This is a genomic window from Gemmatimonadaceae bacterium, assembly GCA_016720905.1.
Classification (GTDB): Bacteria; Gemmatimonadota; Gemmatimonadetes; order Gemmatimonadales; family Gemmatimonadaceae; genus Gemmatimonas.
On record JADKJT010000001.1, the window covers coordinates 51,341 to 68,224 of the forward strand.

Genomic DNA, 16,884 nt, shown 5'->3' on the forward strand with positions numbered 1-16,884 from the left:
ATGCGGTATCGCGAGGTCGATCTCGCGAATGTGCGCACGATTCCGGTGCAGACGCGACCCAACAAAGTGCGCGCCGAAGAGTTCGCGGTGCCGCCCGGCAACGATGCCACGTCGCGTACGATGCGCGCGTTTCTCGAGTCGCTGCCCGACATTTTGGTGGCGCGCGATTTTCTGGCCGTGGTCGATGCCATCGTCGCCGCGCGACAACAGAATCGCGGCGTCCTGCTCATGTTGGGCGGGCACGTGGTCAAGACGGGACTGGCCAAGGTCCTCGTCGACCTCGTGGCGCGGGGCGTGATCACTCACGTCGCCATGAATGGGTCGGCCGCCATCCACGACTACGAAATTGCGCGATTTGGCGGGACCTCCGAAGACGTCGCCGCCGGATTGCGCGACGGCAGCTTTGGCATGGCGGAAGAAACCGGTCGTGGACTCAACGGCGCGTTCGTGGCCGGCATGGCCAACGGCTGGGGCATGGGCGAAGCGGTCGCCCGTGACCTGGCCCAACACGAGCCGTTGCTGCATCCGCAGCTGTCACTGACCTATCAATGCTGGCGGCATCGCGTCCCGGCCACGATTCACGCCGCGCTCGGCGCCGAGATCATCCACCAGCATCCCGCCGCCAACGGCGCGGCTATCGGTGACACCAGCCATCGCGATTTTCGTCGGCTGGCAGCGTCTATCGACACGCTGCATGATGGGGGCGTGGTGCTTAACGTGGGAAGCGCCGTGATCATGCCCGAAGTGTTCCTCAAAGCCCTCACGGTGGCTCGCAACGTCGGCGCCGGTCGACCCACCAACTTCGTGACCTGCGACCTGGACATGCAGCGCCACTACCGGCCGCGGATGAATGTCGTCCGACGCCCCACGCAGGACAGCGGAAAGGGCTACGAAATCACCGGACACCACGAGATCATGGTGCCGCTGTTGGCGTGGGCGATTGTCGAGCGAATGAAAGGCTGAGTCGCGGCGGCGCCGAACGCCGACCCAGCTACCGTCGGAATCCGGCCGTGATCCGCTTGGCCGTATCCGGGCTCACGATCCGCACCACGCCGTAGACCACCGCGCCGACCAGCGCCAGCTTGATCGCCAGACCGGCCAGCCACAAGAGCAGGCTCACCAGCGGCCCCAGCAGGCCGAATACAACCTTGAGAGCCACCAGGCCAACGAGGGCGATCAGGCCGATGGTGAAGAGATTCTTGAGCATGGAGTCGTCCTCGGGCAGGTAATCGTGCTTTCTGACCCGTACGATAGCCCGCGCAGCGAGTTTCGGCATCGGGAACAGTACGGTTGTCTCCCGTCTCCCGTCTTTCGTCTCCCGTCTAAACCCCGTTGACCGGTTAGCTCCTGTGGCCACCGTCCGCCCACCTAGCTAGCTTCCTCCGTACCCCGGAAACCGGGGTGCTTTTGTCCCCTTTCGTTCGGATCATGGCCGAGCAGTTCTATCAAATCATGGGCCGCCATCGCCGCGAGCCGCTGCCGGAGCGGAAGCCGCAGTGGCTCAAGGTCAAGGCGCCGGGTGGCGAGAATTACCTTCGCCTCAAACACATGATGCGGGATCTCAACCTGCATACCGTGTGTCAGGAGGCGCATTGCCCCAACATCGGGGAATGCTGGGAGCATGGAACGGCCACGTTCATGATCCTGGGTGACGTCTGTACGCGGAATTGCGCCTACTGCGCCGTGTCCCACGGGCGCCCACCGGCCTACGACGTGGAAGAACCGTCGCGCGTGGCCCAGGCCATCGCTGAGCTCAACCTGCGGCACGCGGTCATCACCTCGGTCGATCGCGACGACCTGCCGGACTTCGGCTCGTACATCTTCGCCGAAACGATCCGCCAGATCCGCCAGCGATTGCCCCAGTGCTCAATCGAAGTGCTGGTGCCGGACTTTCAGGGCGACGAGTCCGCCATACGTGCCGTGCTCGACGCGCGCCCGGACATCTACAATCACAACACCGAGACGGTGCCGCGCCTCTACAAGAAGGCCCGTCCGGGCGGTCGCTATGAGCGGCTGCTGGAAATCTTTCGCATCACCAAGCGCTATGCCCCGGACATCCCTACCAAGACCGGCATCATTCTCGGACTCGGTGAGACCAACGAGGAAGTGGTCGAGGTCATGAAGGACCTGCGCGCGGTAAACGTAGACATCCTCACCCTCGGCCAGTACCTGCGGCCATCCGATGGACACATCGCGCTCGACCGGTATGTCACCCCCGAAGAATTCCGCGAGCTCTACCACGCCGGCATGGCGCTCGGTTTCAAACACGTCGAGAGCGGCCCCTTGGTGCGCTCCAGCTATCACGCGTGGGAGCAAGTGCAAGCAGCTGCACTCAGTACTTAGTACCTAGAACTTAGTACTTAGTACTTAGTACTTAGTACTTGGTACTTAGTACTTGGTACTTAGTTCTCTCTCCTCCCTACTCTTCTCCCGTGCCTCCAGCGAAGTCCAAGAAGAAAGACGACTCGGCCGCCGCGCAACATGCGCTCGATCGCGAGTTGCTGTATTCCATGCTCCTCCAGCGGCGATTTGAGGAGCGGTGCGCGGAGATGTATGCTATCGGACGGATCGGTGGATTCTGTCACCTGTATATCGGGCAGGAAGCCGTCTCCACCGGCATCATCTCGCAGCTGCGTCCGGATGACTATGTCATCACCACCTATCGCGACCACGGGCAGGCACTGGCCCGCGGCATGACGCCGCGTGCGGTCATGGCGGAACTGTTCGGACGTCAGGACGGATGCGCGCGGGGCAAGGGCGGGTCGATGCACATGTTCGACAAGCAGCTCGGCTTTCTCGGCGGACACGGTATCGTGGGTGGTCACATCCCCATTGCCGCCGGTGTGGGGTTTGCCATCAAGTATCGCGGTGGCGACCAGGTGATCGTGTGCTTCATGGGGGAAGCGGCCGTGAACAACGGCGCGTTCCATGAGGCGCTCAACATGGCCGCCCTCTGGAAACTGCCGTGCCTGTTTGTCATCGAGAACAACCGCTATGGCATGGGCACCGCCGTCGAGCGCGCGTCGGCCATCAATGACATCTACCGGCGCGGTGCATCGTACGACATGCCGCGTGGCGTCGTGGACGGACAGGACGTGCACGCCGTGCGCATCGCCGCGGCCGAAGCCATCGAGCGCGCGCGGAAGGAAAGCATGTCGACCCTCCTCGAAATCCGCACGTACCGCTTCATGGGCCATTCGATGTCCGACGCGGTCAGCGGGACCTATCGCACCAAGGAGGAGCTTGAGCAGTATCTCAAGCGCGATCCCATCGTGCTGCACCGGCAACGTATGGAAGGGGCCGGAGAGATCACGGCGGCCGAAGTGGCGGCGATGGACGACGAGATCAAGAAGATCGTCCAGGAGAGCATTGACTTCGCGGAACAGAGTCCGGAGCTGCCGGTGGAAGCGCTCATGGAAGACGTCCTCGTCGAAACCACAAGCTGAGAGCGCATTCCCAATGGCCGTAATCACGTACCGCGACGCGCTCAACATGGCGCTACGCGAAGAGATGCAGCGCGACGATCGCGTCTTCCTCATGGGCGAGGAAGTCGCCGTGTATCAGGGCGCCTACAAGGTGTCGAAAGGGCTGTTGCAGGAGTTCGGCGAGATGCGCGTCGTCGACACGCCGATCACCGAGCTCGGATTCGCCGGCGTCGGCGTGGGCGCGGCGATGGTCGGGCTTCGCCCCATCATCGAGTTCATGACCTGGAACTTCGCGCTCCTCGCGATCGACCAGGTCGTCAACGCCGCCGCCAAGATGCTCTACATGTCGGGCGGGCAATTCCCGATGCCCATCGTATTTCGTGGCCCCAACGGGTCCGCGCTGCAACTGGGCGCGCAGCATTCGCAGGCGTGGGAATCGTGGCTGGCCCACATCCCCGGACTCAAGGTGGTGACTCCCGCCACGCCGTACGACGCCAAAGGGCTGCTCAAGGCCGCCATCCGCGACGACAACCCAGTGTGTTTTCTGGAAGGCGAGATGTTGTACAACACCAAGGGCGAAGTCCCCGACGACGACTACGTCATCCCCCTCGGCAAGGCGGAGCTCAAGCGCGAAGGCGAACACTGCACACTCATCTCGCACGGGAAGATGGTGCTGGTGGCGCTGCAGGCCGCCGATCAGATGGCCAAGGAAGGCATTCATTGCGATGTGGTGGATTTGCGCACCATCCGGCCAATGGACGTCGACACCATTGCCGCATCCGTGCGCAAGACCAACCGCGCTGTGGTGGTGGAGGAAGGGTGGGAAATGTGCGGCGTTGGCGCGCAGGTGGTCGACTACGTGCAGCGCTACTGCTTCGATTATCTCGATGCGCCGGTGCTGCGCGTGCATCAGGCGGATGCCCCCATGCCGTACGCCAAGAGTCTCGAGAAAGCCGCGAAGCCCGACGTCCCGAAGACGATCGCGGCCATCAAGCAAGTCCTGTACATCGACTGACCGACCATGGCGACGAAAGTGATGATGGAGGCGCTCTCTCCCACGATGGAAGAGGGGCGGCTCGTGAAGTGGCTCAAGCAGGTGGGTGATCCGGTCAAGAGCGGCGAGACCATTGCCGAAGTGGAGACCGACAAGGCCATCATGGAGCTCGTGGCGCGCGGCGAAGGGATCTTGCGCGCGCGATTGGTGGACGAAGACACGACCAGTCCCATCGGCGCCGTCATCGGCGTGATCGGCACGGCCAACGAGGACATCACCGCGTTGGTCGGCGGTGCCGCGATCATCGCACCACCATCCGCGGCCGTCGCCGTGGTCGCACCGGCCATCACCACACCGCTGGAAACCGCTCCGGGTGCCGCGCATGACGCGCCAGTGGCAGAGAGGCGCTCGTCGCCACTTGCCCGTCGTCTCGCCGCCGAGCGTGGAATTGCACTGCGGGAAATCCAAGGCAGTGGACCCAACGGGCGCGTTATTCGTCGTGACATCGAAGCCGCAGCCGCCGCGCCCGCGACCCAGTCCAGCGCGACTGCGGCGCTGCCATCGTCGCTACCAGCGGCCAAGTCAGCCCCCGTCGTGCCGACCGCCGTCACCAGTACCGCCATGCGGATCGACGGGGAGTTCAAGGACGTGGCCCTGACCCAGATCCGCAAGACGATCGCGCGGCGACTGGGCGAATCGATTGGTCCCATTCCGACGTTCTATCTCACGTCGGAAATCGACATGACGCGCGTGGTGCAGTTGCGCGAGCAGATGGTGGCCGCCGGCGATCAGTTCAAGGTGTCGGTCAACGACATCGTCATCAAAGCCGTCGCCATTGCCCTCACGCGACATCCCGAATGCAACGCGCACTGGCTGGGCGATGCCATTCGCTACTTCGCGGCAGCGCACATCGGAATGGCCGTGGCCACCGATGACGGGCTCATTGTCCCCGTCATTCGAGATGCGCACACCAAAGGCCTGGGACAGATCGGCAAGGAATCGCGTGAGCTGGCCAAGAAGGCCCGCGAACGCAAACTCGCGCCGGCCGAATACAGCGGCGGCACGTTCTCCGTGTCCAATCTCGGCATGTTCGGCATCGATCAGTTCACGGCCATCATCAATCCGCCCGAGGCCGCTATTCTGGCTGTTGGTGCCACGGAAACCAAGCCCGTCTGGGCAGACGGCGCGTTCGTTCCCAGACAGCGCATGCGGGTCACACTCAGCTGCGATCATCGGGTCATCGATGGCGCCATCGGGGCAAAATTTCTCCAGACGATTCGCCAGCTCCTGGAAGCGCCGATGATGATGCTGTTCTAGACGGACGTGCCGGCCGTCACCAATCCGGAACAGGGTATTCCGGCGTGCGGGGTGTAGCAGGGGAATCCGTTTCATTCCCGCGACGATGGTCGTCTAGGTCTGACGGTATGTTCCCTCGCACACCCTGCTGGAGCGCCTCCCTGTGATGCGATCGCTGCCCCGCCCGTTCGCTCTCCTGGCCCGAGGCGTCTCACGACATCTCGCGGATGTCTTGCGCGGCGTGCGGCCATTCCTGCTGCTGGGCGGCCTCTTGGCCGCCACGGCCTGTCAGGACACCACCGCGCCTGTTCAACAGGGCAGCATCGCGCTCGAATTCGACGGGCTGCCTGCCGGGACCTCCGGCCAGGTACGCCTGTCACGAGGGGCCAGCTCGCGCACCGCCACGGGCACCTCAACCATCGAGGGGCTCGATGCCGGTGACTGGGTGCTCAGCGCGTCCAGCGTGACCATCGACGGGGTTGTGTACGAACCGCAGCCGGCAACCGTTACCGTCAATGTGCCCGCGCGCTCGGTAGGCTCGGCGCGCGTGGTGTGGACTCCGACCTCGGGTAGCCTCCAACTCGCCGTCCTCGGACTTCCGTCCGGTACCGCCGGCGACGTACTCGTGACCGGACAGAACTTCTCCCGGGTGGTGACGGCATCTTCCGTTCTCACCGCGCTCCGACCGGGGCTCTACACAATCGCCGTGCGCGACGTCCGATCGAGTGCCGGCACGTTGCGCGCGGACGTGCAGAACCTGTCCATCGGCATCAGCGCTTCCGCCGTGGCCGCCAGCGCTTCGGTCACCTACGCGTTGGCGCCGGCTGCGGTGGACGTGACCGTTAGCGGTCTGCCGGGCGGCACTTCGTCGGCCATCTCGTTGACCTCACCCACTGGCACCGTGATTCCGGTTGGCGGGACGACCCGTCTGGTTCCCGTATTGGCCGGACGTTGGCGTCTCACCGCGTCGAACGTGTCGGCCAATGGCTTCACCTTCATACCGACACCGGCTGCCCGTGACACCACCGTGAGCGCCGGCGACACGCTCCGCTTACCCGTGGCCTACGCGCAATCGACGGGGGCGTTGGCGGTGGCCGTCACCGGCCTGCCACAGGGCGCCACTGGCAGCGTGACGGTAACCGGTCCAGCCGGATTTTCGCGTGCCCTGACTGCCACCACCACGCTCACCGATCTCGCGCCCGGCACGTATACCGTCAGCGCCGACTCGGTGGTGCGCAGCGGATTCGCATGGCGTCCGGCGACGGCATCACAGCAGGTCACGGTTTCTCCGTCCGTCACCGCCGCGCCAGCCACGGTCGCCTACTCCGCCGTCACCGGTACACTGGTGGTGTCGCTGACGGGCGTGCCCGGAGGCTCCACCGGATCGGTACGCGTCACGGGTCCCTACGGGTTCGATAGAACGATTGCCGCCACCACGGTCTTTTCCGCGACAGCCGCCGGACCTTATGTGGTCACGGCCGCGTCATTCGTGTCGGTTCCGCTCACCTACAGCGTGACGCCAGCGACAGTCAATCGCGCCGTCGCCATTGGTGGTCGCGACTCGGTGGACATGCACTACGTGAGCCAGTCGGGCAGCCTGCAGGTAACCGTCGCGGGACTTCCCGGAGGGGCCAATGCAGCGCTGACGCTTACCGGACCGCAAACGGTCAGTATCACCGGCAGCACAACCCTCGCCACGCTGGCATCAGGCAGCTACACACTGGCTGCCGCCGTCGTGAATGTCTCGGGCACCAACTACGCCCCGTCGCCGTCCAGCCAGAACATCACCATCACCACCGGTGGGCAGAGCAATGCCACCGTCACCTATGCGGCCGTGGTGACGTCCGGCAGTCTGCAGGTGACGGTGTCCGGGTTACCGGGCGGGACAAACGCCGCGGTGACCCTCACCGGACCGCAAACCGTCAACATCACCGGCAGCACCACCATCGCCGTGCTGGCCGTTGGCAGCTACACGTTGACCGCTGCCAACGTCAGCGCCAGCGGCACCACCTATGCGCCGCTCCCCGCGTCGCAGAACATCACCATCACCAATGGCGTGCAAAGCACAGCCACCGTCGCGTACACGGCGGTGGCCAGTGCCGGCAGTCTGCAGGTGACGGTGTCCGGGTTGCCCGGCGGGACGAACGCCGCGGTGACACTCACCGGGCCGCAAACCGTCAACATCACCGGCAGCACGACATTGGCCGGCCTCGCCGTCGGCAACTACACACTCACTGCGGCCAATGTCAGCGCCAGCGGCACCACGTATACGCCGGCGCCCACCACGCAGAACGTCACCATCAGCAACGGCGTGCAGAGCAGTGCGACCGTGGCGTACACGGCCGTGTCGGCGTTTATCGACCTGGTGCTCGATCAGGCCTACCTCACCCAGGCCACGCAGAAACCCGATGGCAGTGTGGCGATGGTCGCCGGGCGTGATGCGTTGCTGCGCGTGTTCGCGCACGCCGATCGGGCCAATGTGCTCACACCCACGGTGCGCGCGCGCGTGTACGACGGCGCCGCGCTGCTGCAGACACTCACGCTCACCGGCCCGGCGTCGGGCGTGCCGGAATCGCTGGCGGAAGGCACGCTCACCTCCACCTGGAACGTGGTCATTGCCGGGGCGAATGTGCGCGCGGCAACGCGCGTGCTGGTGGACATCGATCCGACCAACGCCGTCGTCGAAGCCGACGAAACCAACAACATCTGGCCGCGCAACGGCACGCCGCAGACGCTCACCGTCAACACGGTGCCGACCTTCAACGTGCGCTTCGTGCCGGTCACCGTGGGCAGCAAAACCGGCAACGTCACCGTCGGGAACATGAATTCGTTCCTCACCACGACGCGACTCATCTGGCCCATCCTGGATGTCAGCGCCGACGTGCGCGCGCCGTTCACCTCCAGCGCCGACACCCTCGTGTCGGACGATTCCAATGGCAAGTGGCTCACCGTGCTCAGTGAGATGAACACCTTGCGGTCGGTGGACGGAGCGCCGGCGACCACGCACTACTACGGTGTGGTGAAGGTCGGATACAACAGCGGCGTGGCCGGCTACGGCTATGTGCCGGGCCGTGCCGCCATGGGATGGGACTACCTCCCCAGCGGAGATGGCGTCGCCGCGCACGAGTGGGGTCACAACTTCAATCGACCGCACGCCCCATGCGGCGGCGCGGCGGGGCCGGATGCGTCCTATCCATACGCTGGCGGTGAGATCGGCGTGTTCGGGTGGAACAGCACGACGAATGCGCTGATCACCACCACCACCAAGGACATCATGGGGTACTGCAATCCGAAGTGGGTTTCGGATTACAACTGGACCAAGGTGATGACCTATCGGCAAGCGTCCGGGCTTGAGGCGTCGGCCAACACGAACGGTGACGGACTGCTCGTCTGGGGCCGCGTCGTGAACGGAAAGGTCCTCCTGGAACCGGCGTTCCGCGTGACCGCGCCGCGCACCTCAGCAGTCGCGCGCCCCACGCACTTCGTGGAAGCGCTGGACGCCGACGGAAACATCCTGATGGACCTGCCCATCACGGCCGAGAAGGTCGACCACGTGACGGATCATGACGAACGGCAGTTCTCGGTGATCCTTCCGTGGAGTGCGTCGCTGGAGCAGGCGCTATCGCAACTGCGGGTACGCGACGTGCGCACGCCGTTGCTGACCGCCTCGCGCGCCAGTGCCAGCGCCGTCTCCGCCAAGCTCTCACGCAACGCGCGTGCCGCACAGGCGCTGGTCATGCCCGATCCGCAGTCGGTCGTCGACGCGGCGCCCGCCGGCCGGATGCGCGTGCGGTGGAATGCCGCGCAATATCCCATGGCCATGGTGCGCGACGCCGCCACGGGTCAGGTGATGGGGTATCTGCGACGCTCCGGCGATGCCGTGGTGAGCGGAGGGCGGAGGTTGGAGCTGGTGTACTCCGACGGGGTGCGGTCCGTCATTCGGTAGTACCCTGGCCTCGAGCCGTTGAGCCGGGAGAGACCCGAGGGCCAAGCAACTGAAGGTAGTGAGCGCTAGAGGGGCCAGCCGGCGAGGGTAGAACCCAGTCCTGCCCTCACCGGCTCACCCCTCAACGCTCAACGCTTCTGGTGCTCACCCCTCCGGCCCCTCACCGCTCAAACCCTTCACCGCTCCAGCCATTCGGGCAGCTCTCGCGGTTGTACCACGTGGTAGCTTTCACACTCCGCGACTGATTCACGATCTGCCCTCATCGCTCCATGGCTGCTTTCGACGTCATCATCCTTGGCGGTGGACCCGCCGGCTACGTCTGCGCGCTCCGCTGCGCCCAACTTGGCCTCCAGACCGCCGTCATTGAACGCGAAGCGCTGGGCGGCACCTGCGTCCTTTGGGGCTGCATACCTGCAAAAGCGCTGCTGGAAAGCGCCAGCCTCGCCACCAAGCTCTCGCACGCCAGTGAGCACGGCATCGCCATCGAGGGTATGACCCTCGACTTTGGCCGCGCCATGAAGCGTTCTCGCGCCATCAGCGGCCAGAACTCCAAGGGTGTCGAGTTCCTGTTCAAGAAGAACAAGGTCACCTGGATTCGCGGCGAAGGCGTGCTGGAAAAGGGCAAGAAAGTCACCGTCACCGCTGCCGACGGCAAAAAGGAAACCCACGAAGCCAAAAAGGCCGTGGTCATTTCCACTGGCTCACGCGTGCGCGGGCTGCCACAGGCCGGCCTGGAACTCGACAAATCGGTGGTATTGTCCAGCGACGAGGTCCTGGTCGCCGAATCGGCGCCCAAGAGCATGGTAGTCGTGGGCGGTGGCGCCGTGGGCTGTGAATTCGCCGATGTGTTCAACGCCTTCGGTACCAAGGTCACCATCATCGAAGTGCTGCCTACCATTCTGCCCATCGAGGACGCCGACTGCAGCGCCGAATTGACCAAGGCGTTCAAGAAGAGAAAGATCGATATCCTCACCGGTGCCAGAATCACCAGCGTCAAGGTCACCAAGACCGGCGCCACGCTGGTGGTCGAGTCCGGCGGTGCGACGCAAACGCTTGAAGTGGAAAAGGTGCTCGTGGCCGCTGGTCGCGCGCCCAACGTGGAGAAGATTGGATTGGAGGCGCTGGGGATTGCCAAGAGCGATCGCGGATTCGTGAAGATCAACGAGAAGTTCGAGACCAACGTGCCCGGCTACTATGCCATCGGTGACGTGGCGGGCAACCAGATGCTGGCGCACAAGGGCTCGCGCGAGGGGCACGTACTGGCCGACATGCTGGGGGGACAGCCCACGCATCCGGTCAATTACGGCAACATCCCCAGCTGCACCTACTGCCATCCGGAAGTGGCATCGGTTGGCCTTACCGAACAGCAGTGCAAGGAAAAGAAGCTCGACTACAAAGTGGGCAAGTTCCCTTTCTCGGCCAACGGCCGTGCCCGCACGTCAGGCGAAACCGATGGCTTCGTGAAGATCATCCGCGACGCCAAATTCGGCGAAATACTCGGCGCGCATATCGTAGGCGCCCACGCCACGGAAATCATCCATGAGTTGGTGGTCGCCCGCGAAAACGAGTTCACCGTCGAGGAAATTGATCTGGCCATCCACGCGCACCCGACGCTGTCCGAAGCGATCGGCGAGGCGGTACTGGATTCGATGGGCAAGATGCTGCATGCGTAAGGAGAGTACCAAGTACTTAGTACCAAGTACTTAGTACTGAGTACTTGGTACTTGGTACTGAGTTCGATGCTCCTTCAAGTCCGCGACCTCGGCCTGGTCGACTACGACGTCGCGTGGGCGCTGCAGAAACAGGCCGCTGCCGATCGCATCAGCGGTGCGCTGGCGCACGACACGCTCTTTCTTGTGCAGCATCCGCCGGTGGTGACGCTGGGACGCAGCAGCAACCCGCACCACCTGCTGACAGCGCCGGACATGCTGACATCGCTTGGCATCCAGTTGCGCGACGTGGAACGGGGCGGAGACGTGACCGTGCACGAACCCGGTCAATTGGTGGCGTATCCCGTCTTTGACCTCAAACAGCACACCAAAGACCTGCATTGGTACCTGCGTCAGGTTGAAGCGGCCATCATGCATGCGCTCGCGTCAGTGGGGCTGGAGGCGGGTCGACAGACAGGCCAGACCGGGGTTTGGCGCGAAGGCCGCAAGCTCGCCTCCATCGGCGTGCATGCGCGCGACTGGGTCACCTGGCATGGTGTGGCACTCAATGTCGAGAATGACCTGAAGACCTTCAATCACATCGTGCCGTGCGGCATTGATCAGGTGACCATGACCAGCGTCAAACGCGAGTGCGAGATGCTCGGCGCGCCGTATCCGGGGTTGGACGTCGTGCGCGACGCCGTGATTGCCGGATTTGCATCGGTGTTTTCCTTTGCCACGGTGCGGCCGGCCGGATAGCCGGGGCGCGCACTATGTCAATGGAAAAACGGAGGCGAATCGTCAAGCGATTCGCCCCCGTTCTGTGCTGATCAAGTGCGACGGTCAGCTTTTCGGCTGCTGCGCCCGATAGATCGAATCCAGCCGCTCCTTGTCCTTGCTGGGATTGGGGAGTTTATGGGCCGCGGAGTACTTGTCGTAGAACTTCCACCCCCAGCCGGCGACGGTGTCATTCACGATCACGACCGGCGTATCCGAAGTACGTCCAATCGGGCTTTCCATCGTGCCGGTGCTGTCGCGGTACCACAGTACTTCATGGGTCATGCCGTCGGCCATGTACTTGGACACACGGTAGCCCGAAACAATGCGCAACGAATCGGCCGGTTGAACGGGCTTGATCTGGCCTTCGCCAATAGTGGAGAGTACCTCGGCACGCGCGGTGCCGCCCTTGAGACTCTTCAGGCGGGCTGCACCAACATCGTCGGAACCGCAGGCACCGAGCACAAGCGCCAGGGTGAGGGACGCCAGCGCCAGACAGGGCACACGAGGTACAGAACGAACAAAGGAACTGAGCATATCGTTTTGGGAGAAGTGAACGGGTAAAGGCAATGGCTACGCGCCGAAATCTAGTACCCGACGACTCGGCATTGGTGTTCCCAGTGTGAGTCTCTGAAATGCGAATCGGGCCCCGCCGCTGGAAGCGGCGGGGCCCGTTTGACTGCAACCTGCTATCCGTGCCTTACGGCAGGACGTAGGTCAAGGTCGAGATCGCGTTACCAGCCGCGTCGGTACCAATCACGCGCATGATATCGCCCGTCGCGATTGCCGCTTCGGTGTTGGTCGGATGGTTGTTGGCCGTTCCGAAGCCCGCGAACGTGAAGCGGAAGCGCCAGAAGCGCGTCACACCCTGGTCCTGGATGATCGGGTTGGTCGGGACGTTGGCAACCACTGAGCCGAGGTAGACCCACTGACCGGCGGTCGGCACGTTGTCAGCGACGGTCAAGCCGGCGTTGGCAGTGGCCTTCCAGCGGTAGTAGTCAGCGCGCGTGAACGGCGAGTTAACGACGTCCGTACGCGTTTCGGCGCGGCACTCCAGCGTGCTGCTGGCGAAGCTGAAGCAGTACCAGCTCCACAGGTTCTGCGTGCCACTGGTGATCGGATCGATGTCGATCGTGCCCCAGTAGTTGACCGCAGTCGGCTGCGTGATGTTGGCAGCGAACAGGTTTTCGGTGTAGGCGGACTCGCCGGCCGGAACCTGATTGCTGGACATACCGCGGTTCGGGAAGTTCACCGCCGTGGAGGCGTTGAAACCGACCGCGCGCAGATCGAACGCATAGACACCAAGCAAGTTCGCCTTGAACTGGTTGAGCGTCGTGAGCGTCGCATGGCTGGCAATCGCAGCAAGGTCAGGCTGTGACGGCATGCGCACCTGCAGCGGACGACCATGCGGACCCTGGTTTTCGTTGGCCACGGCCACCTGCACCACTTCCAAACGCTGGTAGAAGCCAACCGGCAACTGGAGGCCATTGCTGGACAGTGCCGCGCCCGGGCCGAACGGCGTCGAGAGCAGACCATCCGAGTTCGTCACAATGACGTTCCGCGAAGCACCCGCCCACGCCGCATGCCAATCCGCGAAGTGGTTACGACGGTAGCGCAAACGGCCGTTCACGTTGGCCGGCGTTGAGCGGATCAACGACACCGTCACCACCGTTGGCCATCGTCGGATACTGCAGGAACAGATCGCCGTCAAGCGCTTCCAGGTCGTCCGAACCCGTCGGGTTGAACGTGAGCTGCGAACCACCCTGGAGCACGGCCGGGATCGTCACACCAGTCACCTGCGGTGACGTGATGTCGATCGCTGCCGTACGGTTGACCGAGCTGAAGTTACCAGCGCGATCGATGACGGTGATGTTGTAGAAGTAGTAGCCCGGCGTCGCCGCAGCGCCACCGTTGTTGCCGAAGATGGCGATCGAATCGCGACGGAACGTCGGATCGAAGGCATCAACCACCGACTCCTGATTGCCCGCGACGCCGTCATAATTGAGCGTGCGCGTGCCCGACGTGATCTGCTGCGAAGACACCGACACGTTGCTCAGCAGCGGTGAAGCCGCCGGGGCCCAACGGGTCAGGCCACGCGTACCATGATTGTCCGTACGGAAGCCGGCGCGCTCATCGCGGTACCGGGCGCCGAACAGCGCGTTCGTCGAGTTGATCGCCGTCGCCGCAGCCAAGCTGGGGGTCGCAGCAACTGTCGAGAACGTCGTGGTCGCGTTATCAAAGATGGAATCGGCATTGACGCGAACCGCCGCCGTCATGCGGGAACCAGCAGCCGCACCCAGCGCGCCGAGCGTCTGCTCGTCGGCCAGCGTGAGTTCCGGGTTCCGCTTGTCGACGCCGAAGCGCGGCGAGGTGCCGCTTCCGATGTTGCCAAGCACGTCAGGCTGGAAGGCTGTGACCCTGTACGGGCCGTTGGCCAAGAGTCCGCCCAGGAAGTCATTGGAGCACTCGGGGATTTCGCCCGCAGCGCCCAGCGCCTTCACGAGACCGTCGAACGCGACGTTCGTGCCACCGTTGCCCGTGGTGCAACCCGTCCAAGTGTACGTCTGGCCAAGCGGCGTCGGCAGACCAACACCGGCGTCGGACTCGGCGGTCGACGTCACGAAGCTGTACAGGCCGTTGGCCCAGCTGACTTCGGCGCCGTTGACCTGCGGGTTCGTGTTCACCGCAACGCTCGTGACCTGGTAATCCAGGCGGAGCGGCGCCGGCTGCACGACCGAGGCGGACGTGCGGTAGCCGGCAAGGCGACGCATGAACGGACCCGGGTTGTTGTTGTTGTCGATCACGTTGTACAGCGTCGGCAGGTCACGCATGTCGAGCAAGCCGTTGACTGACGGGTTCTGCTCGTAGCCCAAGCAGTTCACGTTGTTCGTCGGCAGGTTCGTGTAGCCATACGTGGTGTTCCACGGCAGCGTGCTCGCGTTCGTGTACGTCTTGGTACCGCAAATCGCGAAGATGCTGGCGTTGCCGTTCATGTTGTTCAGGAGGCCTGAACCGTTGTCACCGATCTGCGACATTTCGGTCGTGACGGTCTTGACCGTACGGCCAGGCGTGTAGAAGACAGGCGCGATGGTCCAGTTGCCCTGGCCCGCAACGTCCGGGCCGCCCCACCAGTTCAGGTTGCTGTTGGAACCCGCGCCGCCCTGCGCAACACGCGACGGAGCGATGTAACGCGCCGCCCAGCTGTCCAGGTTGTTGAAGTTCAGGTTCGCGCGATTGTTGGCCGCGTTCTGAATTTCCGACACGACGCCCGTCGGGCCAGTCGTCCACACGGAGGCGGACATGATGCGCAGGCCGTTCGGATACAGCACGTCCACCGCACCGGTCGCCCAGTTGACAGTGAAATCGGCCGTGTTGATGGAGAACTCGATGTCGCTGGTGTTCGCGTTGCCGTTCGTGAACTGCTGACGAGCGGCCGAGCGGCGGTTGAGGCCGTTCGCGTCGGCGATGTAGGCCACCACCGAGTCAACGCGCTGACCATTGGTCTGCAGGTTGATCGTGACCTGGATCTGGTCACGCGTGTTGGCGATGTCGACCGGCTGGTTGACCTGCGCGTTGTTCGAGACAATCAGGCCTTCCTGATTGATCGAGTTGTCATACGACGTCACCGTCGGGCCCTGACGGACGTTGGCGATCGTCAGGTTGGCGATCGGCGAAACGTTTACCGTCACGAGCTGCGTGAGCGTGGTCGCGGCGAGCGTCGCCGTGCCAGCCGACGTGGCCGTCACCGTGATCTGCGCGTTACCCGGCGCCACCGCCGTCACCAAGCCAGCCGCCGAAACGCCAGCGACCGCCGTGTTGTTCGACGAATACGTCGGGGTCGGCGCCGTGATGCCGGCCGCGGCCGAAACCACCGTCGAAATCTGGCGCGTCGAACCGACGGCCATATCGATGTTGGTCGGCTGAACCGTCATGCCCGTCAACGCCGGCGGAGCCGCCGTGACCGTCACCGTAACGCCCGCCGTGAGGGCGGCCGTCGTGAAGCCCGTGCCTGAACCGTTTGCCGTGACCGTGATGGTCGCGGTACCCGGCGCTACTGCCGACACCGCACCCGTCGTCGCATTCACCGTCGCGATGGCCGAGTTGCTGGTGGCGTAGCCGTACGTCACAACCACCGACGCGGCAGCCTTGCTCACGTTCGGAACGATCGTGAGGGTCTGGCCAACGCTGATGCTCGCCGTGGTCGGCGAGGTCGTGAGGTTGCTGATTGCTGCGGCGGCCGGAGCAACCGTCACCGACGCCGCGGCCTGGCCGCCCGTCGATGCCGTCGCCGTAATCGTCACGTTGCCCGAGGCAACGGCGGCTACGCTGCACGCACCTGTCTGCACAGCGGCCGTCGCAACGGCGTTGTTCGAAGACGAGCAACCCGTCAACGTCGGCGGGGTCGTCTTGCTACCACCGGTGATCTGAACCGCAAAGTTCAGCGCCTCACCAATGTTCATCGTCGCGTTCGGAGGCGTGATGGAAATAACCACCTGCGCATCCGGCGCTACGGGCACCGTGACGTCATCGCCGCAAGCACCCAGCGCGGTCAACGCGCCGAGGCTCAGTACGAGCGCCTTTTTCCGAGAAAAGAGTTGCATTAATCCCCCTCTTACGAGGTCGTGTAGGTAACTGCTTGCGTCGGGACGGGTCATCCATCGCAAACAAACCGCTAGTGAAAAAACCGCGTCAAGTGGACACGATCTTCATCAAACGTCTCACTGTGGACTGAACGCGTTCCGGGGAGCGGCCGGTTGGCATTCACACCGTAGTGAGGGCTCGATGCCCGCACTGCCG

The 16,884-nt window shown here is 63.9% G+C and carries 12 protein-coding genes; 8 read left to right on the forward strand and 4 right to left on the reverse strand.

What is annotated here, in order from left to right; all coding sequences use genetic code 11:
* Positions 1 to 963, forward strand: a complete 963-nt coding sequence (locus IPP90_00210; GenBank protein MBL0169139.1) for a hypothetical protein — start codon at positions 1 to 3, stop codon at positions 961 to 963.
* Positions 964 to 991: 28 nt separating this feature from the next.
* Here IPP90_00210 and IPP90_00215 read toward each other — a convergent pair whose 3' ends face one another.
* On the reverse strand, positions 992 to 1,276 hold the full coding sequence (locus IPP90_00215) for a hypothetical protein (protein ID MBL0169140.1): 285 nt from the start codon (positions 1,274 to 1,276) through the stop codon (positions 992 to 994).
* Between the two features lie 176 nt (positions 1,277 to 1,452).
* Between IPP90_00215 and lipA the strand changes: the two genes are divergently transcribed.
* The 7 genes from lipA (at position 1,453) to lipB (ending at position 12,069) form a co-directional block, all read left to right on the forward strand.
* On the forward strand, positions 1,453 to 2,343 hold the full coding sequence (gene lipA, locus IPP90_00220; GenBank protein MBL0169141.1) for a lipoyl synthase: 891 nt from the start codon (positions 1,453 to 1,455) through the stop codon (positions 2,341 to 2,343).
* A 167-nt stretch (positions 2,344 to 2,510) separates the two neighbouring features.
* Positions 2,511 to 3,446 (forward strand): pyruvate dehydrogenase (acetyl-transferring) E1 component subunit alpha, encoded by a 936-nt coding sequence (gene pdhA, locus IPP90_00225; protein MBL0169142.1) that lies wholly within the window; start codon positions 2,511 to 2,513, stop codon positions 3,444 to 3,446.
* Positions 3,370 to 4,440, forward strand: a complete 1,071-nt coding sequence (locus IPP90_00230) for a pyruvate dehydrogenase complex E1 component subunit beta (GenBank protein MBL0169143.1) — start codon at positions 3,370 to 3,372, stop codon at positions 4,438 to 4,440. The genes pdhA and IPP90_00230 overlap by 77 nt, the downstream gene beginning before the upstream one ends.
* 6 nt (positions 4,441 to 4,446) lie before the next feature.
* Entirely contained in the window at positions 4,447 to 5,736 is a 1,290-nt protein-coding gene (locus tag IPP90_00235; protein MBL0169144.1) for a 2-oxo acid dehydrogenase subunit E2, read from the forward strand.
* 145 nt (positions 5,737 to 5,881) lie between these two features.
* Entirely contained in the window at positions 5,882 to 9,661 is a 3,780-nt protein-coding gene (locus IPP90_00240; protein ID MBL0169145.1) for a hypothetical protein, read from the forward strand.
* Between the two features lie 269 nt (positions 9,662 to 9,930).
* A complete protein-coding gene (lpdA, locus tag IPP90_00245) occupies positions 9,931 to 11,334 on the forward strand; it encodes a dihydrolipoyl dehydrogenase (protein MBL0169146.1) in 1,404 nt (467 codons plus the stop codon).
* Between the two features lie 66 nt (positions 11,335 to 11,400).
* Positions 11,401 to 12,069, forward strand: coding sequence for a lipoyl(octanoyl) transferase LipB (gene lipB / locus IPP90_00250; GenBank protein ID MBL0169147.1), 669 nt, complete (start codon positions 11,401 to 11,403; stop codon positions 12,067 to 12,069).
* Positions 12,070 to 12,153: 84 nt separating this feature from the next.
* Here lipB and IPP90_00255 read toward each other — a convergent pair whose 3' ends face one another.
* The 3 genes from IPP90_00255 to IPP90_00265 all read right to left on the reverse strand — a co-directional run bounded on the left by IPP90_00255 (position 12,154) and on the right by IPP90_00265 (position 16,688).
* Positions 12,154 to 12,624 (reverse strand): hypothetical protein, encoded by a 471-nt coding sequence (locus tag IPP90_00255; GenBank protein ID MBL0169148.1) that lies wholly within the window; start codon positions 12,622 to 12,624, stop codon positions 12,154 to 12,156.
* A 163-nt stretch (positions 12,625 to 12,787) separates the two neighbouring features.
* Positions 12,788 to 13,747, reverse strand: a complete 960-nt coding sequence (locus IPP90_00260; GenBank protein MBL0169149.1) for a hypothetical protein — start codon at positions 13,745 to 13,747, stop codon at positions 12,788 to 12,790.
* A complete protein-coding gene (locus IPP90_00265) occupies positions 13,689 to 16,688 on the reverse strand; it encodes an Ig-like domain-containing protein (protein MBL0169150.1) in 3,000 nt (999 codons plus the stop codon). Before IPP90_00265 ends, IPP90_00260 begins: the two co-directional genes overlap by 59 nt.
* Between the last annotated feature and the right edge of the window lie 196 nt (positions 16,689 to 16,884).